At 54.9% G+C, this 9,181-nt stretch carries 10 protein-coding genes; 4 read left to right on the top strand and 6 right to left on the bottom strand.

From position 1 onward, the window contains the following. The coding region (locus tag NCR93_RS29170) for a hypothetical protein (RefSeq protein ID WP_250532382.1) at positions 1–204 on the top strand (204 nt) is incomplete at its 5' end. Positions 205–344: 140 nt separating this feature from the next. Here NCR93_RS29170 and NCR93_RS29165 read toward each other — a convergent pair. The 3 genes from NCR93_RS29165 to NCR93_RS29155 form a co-directional block, all read right to left on the bottom strand. Then, positions 345–548: a cold-shock protein gene (locus NCR93_RS29165; RefSeq protein ID WP_250532381.1), complete on the bottom strand. Its 204-nt coding sequence runs from the start codon at positions 546–548 to the stop codon at positions 345–347. An 881-nt stretch (positions 549–1,429) separates the two neighbouring features. Further along, on the bottom strand, positions 1,430–2,389 hold the full coding sequence (locus tag NCR93_RS29160; protein WP_250532380.1) for a ParB/RepB/Spo0J family partition protein: 960 nt from the start codon (positions 2,387–2,389) through the stop codon (positions 1,430–1,432). A gap of 12 nt (positions 2,390–2,401) precedes the next feature. Beyond that, complete coding sequence (locus tag NCR93_RS29155; protein ID WP_250532379.1) at positions 2,402–3,568, bottom strand: AAA family ATPase; 1,167 nt, start codon at positions 3,566–3,568, stop codon at positions 2,402–2,404. A gap of 84 nt (positions 3,569–3,652) precedes the next feature. Here NCR93_RS29155 and trfA point away from each other — a divergent pair, with 84 nt between their 5' ends. Beyond that, entirely contained in the window at positions 3,653–4,630 is a 978-nt protein-coding gene (gene trfA, locus NCR93_RS29150; RefSeq protein ID WP_250532378.1) for a plasmid replication initiator TrfA, read from the top strand. A gap of 726 nt (positions 4,631–5,356) precedes the next feature. Here trfA and NCR93_RS29145 read toward each other — a convergent pair. Beyond that, positions 5,357–5,638, bottom strand: a complete 282-nt coding sequence (locus tag NCR93_RS29145) for a helix-turn-helix domain-containing protein (RefSeq protein ID WP_250532377.1) — start codon at positions 5,636–5,638, stop codon at positions 5,357–5,359. A 62-nt stretch (positions 5,639–5,700) separates the two neighbouring features. Between NCR93_RS29145 and NCR93_RS29140 the strand changes: the two genes are divergently transcribed. After that, positions 5,701–6,078: a hypothetical protein gene (locus tag NCR93_RS29140; RefSeq protein ID WP_250532376.1), complete on the top strand. Its 378-nt coding sequence runs from the start codon at positions 5,701–5,703 to the stop codon at positions 6,076–6,078. Between the two features lie 1,227 nt (positions 6,079–7,305). Here NCR93_RS29140 and NCR93_RS29135 read toward each other — a convergent pair. After that, positions 7,306–7,710, bottom strand: coding sequence for a hypothetical protein (locus NCR93_RS29135; RefSeq protein ID WP_250532375.1), 405 nt, complete (start codon positions 7,708–7,710; stop codon positions 7,306–7,308). A gap of 556 nt (positions 7,711–8,266) precedes the next feature. Between NCR93_RS29135 and NCR93_RS29130 the strand changes: the two genes are divergently transcribed. Then, on the top strand, positions 8,267–8,686 hold the full coding sequence (locus NCR93_RS29130) for a hypothetical protein (protein WP_250532374.1): 420 nt from the start codon (positions 8,267–8,269) through the stop codon (positions 8,684–8,686). A 236-nt stretch (positions 8,687–8,922) separates the two neighbouring features. On the opposite strand, the gene NCR93_RS29125 is transcribed toward NCR93_RS29130, so the two are convergent. Then, positions 8,923–9,177, bottom strand: coding sequence for a hypothetical protein (locus NCR93_RS29125; protein WP_250532373.1), 255 nt, complete (start codon positions 9,175–9,177; stop codon positions 8,923–8,925). Between the last annotated feature and the right edge of the window lie 4 nt (positions 9,178–9,181).

Here is a 9,181-nt window from a genome sequence, read left to right as displayed (position 1 = left end):
TACACCGCCGCAATCGCACTGCCCAATGCGCCGACCAACAAGGTGATAGAGGCCCTCATCAACCGCGGCATCGCCAAAGGCGAGCAGAGCGATTTCCACGGGGCAATCGCCGACTACATTGCCGCTATCTCATTGCCCGATGCACCAATTGACTTGCTTAACGTCGCGAGACAGAACCTCGCGGACCTTAAAATGGGTCGCTGATGAATGGTTTGGCTGCGACAATTAGCAGACAAGGCAGGCTTGACTGTTTGCCTCCTTGGCGCCTTCATTGACCGCTTCTTGGCCTCCGCCCCGTCCAAGTGACGCCCCGACGACCGCTTGAATCGCCAGGGTCCCCATCCTTACGCCGGCTTGATGTTCGCCGCCTGCTTACCCTTCGGACCCATCTTCTCGTCGTACGTCACCTTCTGCCCTTCCGCGAGCGACTTAAATCCGTTCGACTGGATTTCCGAGAAGTGCGCGAACAGATCGTCACCACCCGCGTCCGGCGTGATGAAGCCAAAGCCCTTTGCATCGTTGAACCACTTGACCGTACCCGTTGCCATTGTGTTTGACCTAGAAAAAGTTGAAGACGGCGCTCGCTATCTCGCATGCGCCGAAGCCTATCTTCGCCTACCGACCCACGATCAGCAACCGCGAGGATCAAAGGCATGGCCCTGTTCCGATCGATCTAGAGGCCGACTTGCCACAAGGTGATACTGATACATCCCCCATTTGCTCAGCAGGATTTGCCTCGGACGTCAGTAAGGTCGATTTTTTGCCGCACCTTGCCAGCACGGCGCAACGTTCACCTGTGCTGGTCCGAAGACACCCAAGAAAGGCAGCATGAGCCCGGTTGACGGGTGCGAACCCATGACACGCGAGTTCGCCAGCACCCTGTGCATTCATGCCCCAACTAGCAGACGCTGGGCTAGACACTACGGCGACGCCTCCGGCGCCCTCCACCTCGCGCGCGAACGCGCGTCGCCCGAGGGGGTCAGTGCCCTGTGCTCGACGGCCTCGGGCTCCGTCCGACGCGGATTGACGTCGAGGCGTGGAACGTCGGACGCTTATTGGGAAAGAGGGCGCCATACGCTGACGATCGACTATGAACACCGTATCCCGGCCATGACGGATCGACACGTCGGTCAGGCGATGCGCGCGTCCACGCGCGGGACGACCACCTAACGACGCCGGTGCGCCACCAGAACGACATCGCAAGCGAACAAGAGGTATTGGGGGTCTAAGAGAATAGTTGGAGACAATGGCCAAGCTCCGTCGTCGGACAATCGCGCGGCTCAACCGATCAAGCCCCGGGTCGGTCTATGCATAAACGGGACAATCCGCCCGAAGGGCGTGTCTGTTGTCACGATTCACACGTGCTAAGTTCCGGCTTTGTTGCTCTAGGCTCGCCAAGCCGGACGGCGGAGCGTGAACGCAACTGACTTCACTCCGGTGAACTCTCGGACTGCAACGATGTCAAGAAAGCCCGAAGCGACTCCAGTCTTTCTGGACCTAAAGTCGTCTTATCGATGTCGATCGTCGCCTTCTTATTTGTCTCATTCCATGTTCCAAACGAAAAGTTCACCCGGGTGAACTCCTGCGCCGTGCGATTGATAAGTGCTTCGTACACTTCCTTAGGGGGAAGGGACTTTCCTGCGACCGCTTTCGCTGCACTCATCACCGCGGCGGAGTCAACATCAATGACTCGCCTTAGTTTTTCCGCCCACTTCGGTTGGATGTCGCTTGGCGACCGAAACGCATTCACAACAGCTTCAGGTAGTTCAGCAAGTGCGCTGTAGCGACTCATCAAACTTTTGGTTTTCCCTAGCACGGCTGCAATCTCAGACCAATTCCGGTAGAGCTTGAGATCAATGCCTCGTTTGTAATGCATGGCGAGCTCATACGCGGAGAGGTCTTTTCGCTGTTCGTTTTCCCTGCTCATCTCTTCAAACAGATCCTTGTCGGACATGTCGTCTTCAATCATTGCAAGGACCTGTAATCCAAGCTCAAAGCACGCTCGATGTCGTCTGTGCCCGAATACAACTTCGTAGTTTTCCAGGCCGATTCGTCTCACTTTGATCGGCTGCACGTTCCCGCCTGCGCTCAAAATCTCTTGCTTGAAGGCTTCGAATGACGGTCCTTCAAACGACCGCTCGATTCGATTTGCAAACTTCGAAGCTTTAATCGACTCCGGTGAGAGTTTCCGCGTGGGCCGCGCCCCGTCGTGAAGCGCGAGTTTCCTTTGCGCCTCGCTCAGATCTCGTTCAACCTTTTCAAGTTCGCCTGTGAAATCGGTGACCCTGTTCATCGCAATTCGCGGCGTTCTACGTTCCAGGCGAGGCGTGAGTGCCGGATCCAATGCGGCAGCGGCGAGTCGAGCCGCCTCCTCTTTCTTACTTGTCATCAACTAACTCCTTCAATTAACCCAGACACGTCTGATTTGCGCCTCTACTTGATCGACGGCTGCGTCATAGGCAACCCGCGCCGTCTGATAGGTCTTGGCACTACCGGTGTACTTGGTTATGTCGTAGACCGTAGAAAACTTGGTACCGGACGAGCTTGATACAACTGTCTTCGGAATTTCTCCTGTCATCAGCTTGTCCCCGTACGCCACTTTCACCCATTCCCTCACCACACTTTCGTTCACGTTGCCCTGACCCTCGGTCATGCAAAGCAGAACGTCGATGAATTTCCATGTCTTTTCAGCACCTGCCTGCTCGGCAATTGAGGAAGCCAAACCCGAAAAAAGAGTCCAAAACTGGCTTGAACTGGCGAAATCCATGCCGCGGGGCGGTATCGGCATAATCAGCCCGTCAGCAGCGAAGAAGGCGTTCAAAGACAAGTAGGAAAGTGTTGGTGAGGTGTCGATTAAAATGACGTCATATTCCGCTCGAAGGTCGTGCAATCCTTTGTTGAGCACGTCATAAAATCGAAAATCGGGTTCACGCTTCGACTGTCGACTTGGAATGTGGAATTCGGCTGCGAAGGCCACCGGGCTACAACCGACGACGTCCAGTCCATCCCAATAGGTCGGCTTGACTGCATATCGAAGCGAAAGCTCATCTCCGGCACACAACGGCAAAATTGTGTCTTCCTCTTGAACCTGGGTATCTGGCAGGTAGCCGCATAGGCTCGTGAGCGACCCCTGCGGGTCCAAGTCGATGCACAACACACGGTATCCGAGAAGCGACAACCCCTGTGCCATGCACATTGTCGTGGTCGTTTTACTCACACCGCCTTTGCTGTTCCCGGTGGTTACGACGACCGCCCGGTCATCCGGTCCGCGCGTATACGACCGTCCGTAAGCACGTGCCCATCGCCGGGCTTCGGCCAACGTGAAGTCGCGACGGGACTTGTTTATTTCCTTGCCGGCGGGGAGATCGCCCTTTGCAACCCGTCTCGTTAGGGCGCTGCGATCGATGCGGCAAAGAGCAGCAAGCTGGGCGACCGAGAAAGTAGGGGGCTTCTTTATGTAGTCCGGCGAAAAGATGCTGTTCCGAACACGCTCCACAACGTCCGCCACGCGATTGGCCTGATCCTCGATGTCGTCGATTGTGTATTCAGGGCGCAAAGGATCAATCATTGTCCGTCCGATTAAAATTTGTTGTTATACTCGAAAAAAGTAATCGGCACTAGAATACCTGATCGACGCCGAGGAACGAAGCAAATGACAAAGAAAGCAGCGGGTCTGATTTCCTCCGAATTTCTGAAATCCTCAGAGGCGACCGAGAAGGTAGCGCCCAAGGAGACAGCGCTCGAGATTGTCGCAAGGCTTGAGAAATCCCTCGCAGGGAGGAAGAGCGGGAGTCAACAGTCGCCGCGCCCACCGACACGTGTCCAGATTCCGCTATGGTCGGAAGATCATCGGCCCGTGCTGCACGATCTGGTTCGATCCGCGCTCTTCACCTGCGGGCAAAGGGATGCGCGTATGGATCTCAAGGCGAAGCCGATCTATGCGTTGGAACACATCAAAATCACGTACACGGGAGAGGAACTGCGGCAGCGCGACTATGACGTCTACTTGCAAATCCTCCATTTGTCTCGCGGCGCCACTGTTGACAATCGGCAGGAGTGGGTCGACTTCGAGGCTCGTTCTCTCATAAAGATGCTTGGCTGGACTCAAAACTCTCGCAGCCTCGTAGAACTGCGGGAAACCATACGTCGCTTAACCGCATGCGCGCTGGAGGTAACTCGCTCCCGCACAAAAAGCAGTGTTCCGGTCGTCTACGGCGGTCCACTGTTGCTCAAGTACGCCGGTGCGCAAGAGGGTGCTTTTGACGAAGTGACCTTTTGGAAGGTGCAGATCAACAGCGAGGTCGCAGCACAGCTCAAACCTGGCGATTACACACGTATCGATTGGCAAATCAGAACCAAGCTTTCTCCTTTGGAGAAATGGCTGCATGCCTTCTACTCGACCAATCAACATCCGTACCCAATGAAAGTCGAGACGATACATAAGCTATGTGGATCTCGTATGGCTGAGATCAAATTTTTCCGCCGCGCAATCAAGGCAGCACTGGACCGCTTGACGGAAGTAGGGTTTCTTTCATCTTGGCACCTCGACGAAACGGACAAAGTGAGGGTGGTCCGGGGCCAAATGCTCACCTCCAGCGCCGATCGGGTATCGAGCGACGGAACCCGCTGACCCGAAGGCCAACGTAGCCGCAGCCCGGCTCTAGTCAAATGATCACTACCGCCTCAATCAACGGTGACTATTTGACTCTAAAAGCCATCTAGCACGCTGGAAATCAAGTCAAATAGTCACCAACCGAGCGAACAACCGGGTTTTGGGCGGGAAAACGCAGGGTTCGAAGGCCTCAAAATCACAAAAACATGCCAATCTCGGAGCAAGACGGCGAGCCGCCCTTTATCCACAGGCCAATAGTCGAATGCTCACCCATTTAAGTCAGATGTACACCAACGATAGTCAAATACTTACCCAAACGAGTCAGATACCCACCGATTCAAGTCAGATATTCACCTTTGGACTTGCGTAAACATCTGAAGACACAGGGAAAAGAACAAGCGCGGACCGATGCTAGAAGGTTTTAAGAAGGTTCTTAGCTCTTTTTTAGGAAATCCTAGATAACGAGATAACGGACACGGCTTAGCTCCTCCGGACAAAGAAACTTCGAGGTGGTATGCAGAAAGATGTGCAGAAACGCTGAGCCGCCAGGAGGGCAGAAGCAGGTAGCAGATCATCACACAAGCCTACGGGTGGCACCTACTGATCAAACGTCTCGATGATGAGGAACCGACTGTTGTGGCGCGCCTTACTGGGCTCGCCCGCAATCGTTATAGTGCCGCCTTTCGCAGCCACACTAGCCGATGGGAACCGCTGCCGGGAACAGGTTCGCTCGTCCACAACGGCCTATCGTTCCGAGGCGGAGACTGCGTCGTTAGCGAGGATTGCGTCTGCTCGCGCAGTCAACTCAGAGACGGAACAGCGCAAGACCGAACAGATTCGGACGACATTGAGAATGGTGACGTTGCGCTCACCTCGTTCGATTTTGCCCATGTGACTGCGGTCAATCTTAGCCGCGTGAGCTAACCCTTCCTGCGAGAGCCCAACGCCGGCCCTAAGCACTCGAATTGCCCTACCCAAGGCAAGCAGGTACCCAGTTTCGTCTAAAGCGCCAGAGACTCTTTGCATGCCCGTATATTCCCGGTACTATGCATGCAAGACCACGGTATTTACGACCCAAAGGAGGCGCAATGGTGCACCGCGCAATTCGGGAATTGCCGCCCACAATGAACGATGATCTTTTGGAAAGACTGCAACGAGAAGTCGTAGGCTGGGGCCCTGACGCGGCGATCCCACAAAATCTGTCGGACGAGTGGTTGAAGATATTGGTCAAAGACGCGCTCCGCGGTTTGTATAAAACGGGTACGCTGAATGGCGAGGGTCTTCGCACAGGGCCGGCTATGCTTGCTTTCGCGATCTCAATGGCGCAAGCAAGGCTTAATAAACAGAACGAGCGCAAGGCGGCGTCGATCTACATTCAATATCGAACTGCCTTGATCGAAGAACTTCTTGGCCGAGAGACGGGCCTATACCGGCGTCAATATTCGTTGGTGGACTTTTATAGATGATGCTCGGTCGGTGCGATACGCATGAGCAAGCCAGACTTCCGCTTGCGGTCGCGCACCCAGTTGAAGGCCCCGGTCTGGAAGAAGGAGAGTTAGAAGGCGTCCAGCGCAAGCGCGCTGGCTGGCTTACGCCACTGGAAGAAACGCCCCCCGTGCGACTTCGCACAGACGGGCTTCGGCATCGTCCCGGCTGGCGTTGCGGCGCTTACTCACGACAACTCGCTTCGACCAGTTTCGCAGCTTTCGCGCGGGTTACGGCTGCGATTTAAAAGAGTCGAAGGAACCGCTCTTGGGGGCTGCGCCCCCCGCGCTCGGCAACCGCCAACAGCCAAACCGGGCTCGAACCGCCCGGTGCGGAGAAAAGGAGCGCTAGAGACGAGATTCGATCGCAACGGCGCCGTCTCTCGCCGGCGAAGAAAAGCCCGCCTTGCGCTGTCGCACAAGACGGGGCTTTTGACGACAACGCAACTCCCTGACGCGGCGATTAATCGCTGTGAGTCGATTCCACCAGCTTTACCACCTTACTACGCGTCTCAGCGTCGAGTCTCGGCGAGATCGAGAGAAAGTCCTGACCCGCCGCAATCTCCGGCACCTCATCGGGCGACCGGTTCTCGTGTCGGCTGAAAAACGCCGCCCCGATAACCCCGCCAGCGATCGCGAAGAGTAGCCCACCGCCACCACAGAAGTGCCACCAGGCGGTACTTCCATACCGTCAGCTCGTTTTCCCAAACTACTAACGCCACGTCCGTTTCAACATTCGGTACGCGTGTGGATTCAGCGACCGCGTGAAAACCTTCGGCCGGGTCTTGCAGGTTGTCGCCCCCCCACGATTGAGTGAATGAAAGGCGTTTTTCCGGCGTCACGAATCGCGTCGAATGCGCCGTTCGAAATAAAATAGGCCATCAATGGCGAAACGTATTCGCGCCTGTGTCCACCAGGAAATTCGTGCCTCCGGTGATTCGATAATGTCCACTATAAGCTTATCAAACTGCATTGGATCGATGGTACGGTCAGACCGTATCACATTCAGATGAACGACTTCCAGCGCCTTGGAATGCGCGAGCGTAGTGTTTTCTTGGCTAAGTCATACGCTTTGACTGGCGCATGCTGCGTTCTGAACCATTCGGCAAGCATATTGCCAACCAGCGACTTCCTGATGCCGCCTTTGCCTTGCAAAATGAGGTTGACTTTATCTTTGATTTAGATTTTGATGCTAATGTTTTATCCTCGTTATTCGTCCAGGTTTAGTCTTTTCGTCACGTCGCGGTGAAACGTTGGCATCGGATTGCGAAAACCGTCTTTCGAGATGGTCCCAGCGGTTGTCGAAGTTCTCGGCTGCACGTTGTCCACGCTTTTGTTTTGGGGTTCAACGGTCTCTTTTTTGGTTCTTGATATGGGTTCGATACGGTTTTTTCTCAGTCGCTTGATAGAAACCTTCAACGTGTTGAGAGAAACGTCTAGCCCCTGATCTGCCAATCCGCGCAGAATTTCTTCAAGTCGCCAACCTTGCTGTTGTGCCGTCTCGATTTCGTCGAAGAGTTCGCGCAACCTGCCGATTTTCGTCCGCTTCTCGCCCGCTGCGACTGAGAAGCGCGGGAATGGCACCGCCTCTCTTTTGGGTTCTTTGTCGGTCATTTCACAGGCAATCGTCTAAGGAATCGTCGCATTTTACCGTGTTTCCGGCGGGTGTACCTGTCGCGTACCTTTGCCGTACTTCTGGCGTACCCGTTACGTACCCAGCGAATCGTACATCGGAGGATTGGTACCCTGATAGTACCCGCGCCGTACTTTCTGAGTACCCCAGTGCGGGAGCGCCGGGAGTCTTTCTGTACTCGTCACGTACTCGCACAGTACTCGGGCTGTACCCGCGCGGCGCAAAACAGCTCGGGAGGGGCAAATCCGCGACGTCGGCTCGCATGCGGGGCTCGCCGGCCCCGTTTCTCGCGTCGGCCGAACCGGCGCCGGAGCGCCTGGCCTCCCCGGAACCCGGGCATCTACGAGAGCTTTTCCGGGAAAAGCTGCAGTTAGACCCGAAAACAACATGTAGTGGAACATAAAGAGTGTGGCACACACGGCCGAGTTTTTCCGCGCTAAGGCTCGTGGTTAGGTCCGCCGAGCGTGCTACAATTGTATTCATCAGACGTATTCTGTGTTCGCTTTGAGAACACTCCTTTCAGACTGGCTGTAAAAGATGAAAAAGACTCACACAACCGTCCGTTTAGACCCGTCAAGCGTCGAACGGCTGAAGGCAATGGCAGATCAGCGGGCCTCGACCGTGACTGCATTGATTGGGTTGGCAGTCGAACGATTCCTCGCCGACGAGACGGTGCTCGAAGAGATTCGTGATGCTGAGGCGCGGCTCGCAGCGACCGTGGTTCGCACGCTAAACGAGACGGCGCGAGTGGGCGACGATGTGCAGCTCGTGATCGCTCAGGTAGATCAGCTCATCCGTTTTGTCTTTCAGGCAACTCCGGAAATCTTTGACAAAGACGCTGCAGCGATTATCGGCGCACGGCGGTATTCAGGGTTTCTTGAATCATTCCCAAAAGAATTTGTTGGGAGAAAGCGCCGCGCATCGTTTGCGCTGAATGTTGCAGAGGATGAACAGTGAATGGCGATAGTAGCCACGTACTGGTGCGGCTGGACAAATGTCGATAATGTCGAATTAAGTACGATAATTAATCGTTGTAAAAATATTGCCGCGCATTGGAATGATTTCCAATGCTCCCTGCAGTCCGACTGTCGGGAACTACGGGTTCTCGCCTTTTTGAAACAGATCGAGCACGTCATCGGGAAGCGGTGCGTCGAAATCATCCGGATAACGATCTTGCCTTTAAGCCTTCCGAATTAGCGTGGTGTAACATTTAACTCATCAAAATACCGGCCCAACAATGCGACCATTGTCGGACCGTCAATTACCTTAGCCTGACGGAGAGCGATCACTAATTTTTCTGTTTCGTCAGGTGCGACCTCGGCATCGGAAAGGCGCGAAATCTGTCGTGCAAGGGCGCTGTAGTTCGTTTCGATGTATTCCACGTTATGCTTTTTCGCGAGATCAGCGACGAACTCGCGGATGCCGGTATTCGGCAACTTAAGAGACATAGCA

This window comes from Caballeronia sp. ATUFL_F1_KS39 (assembly GCF_023630985.1).
Taxonomy (GTDB): Bacteria; Pseudomonadota; Gammaproteobacteria; order Burkholderiales; family Burkholderiaceae; genus Caballeronia; species Caballeronia zhejiangensis.
Note: the sequence above shows the minus strand (reverse complement) of the source record. Positions and strands in the feature narration are given on the sequence as shown.

Coding starts and splice junctions, on each gene's coding strand:
- NCR93_RS29165 (WP_250532381.1), bottom strand. CDS start 548: ATGGCAACGGGTACGGTCAAGTGGTTCAACGATGCAAAGGGCTTTGGC.
- NCR93_RS29160 (WP_250532380.1), bottom strand. CDS start 2,389: ATGACAAGTAAGAAAGAGGAGGCGGCTCGACTCGCCGCTGCCGCATTG.
- NCR93_RS29155 (WP_250532379.1), bottom strand. CDS start 3,568: ATGATTGATCCTTTGCGCCCTGAATACACAATCGACGACATCGAGGAT.
- trfA (WP_250532378.1), top strand. CDS start 3,653: ATGACAAAGAAAGCAGCGGGTCTGATTTCCTCCGAATTTCTGAAATCC.
- NCR93_RS29145 (WP_250532377.1), bottom strand. CDS start 5,638: ATGCAAAGAGTCTCTGGCGCTTTAGACGAAACTGGGTACCTGCTTGCC.
- NCR93_RS29140 (WP_250532376.1), top strand. CDS start 5,701: ATGGTGCACCGCGCAATTCGGGAATTGCCGCCCACAATGAACGATGAT.
- NCR93_RS29135 (WP_250532375.1), bottom strand. CDS start 7,710: ATGACCGACAAAGAACCCAAAAGAGAGGCGGTGCCATTCCCGCGCTTC.
- NCR93_RS29130 (WP_250532374.1), top strand. CDS start 8,267: ATGAAAAAGACTCACACAACCGTCCGTTTAGACCCGTCAAGCGTCGAA.
- NCR93_RS29125 (WP_250532373.1), bottom strand. CDS start 9,177: ATGTCTCTTAAGTTGCCGAATACCGGCATCCGCGAGTTCGTCGCTGAT.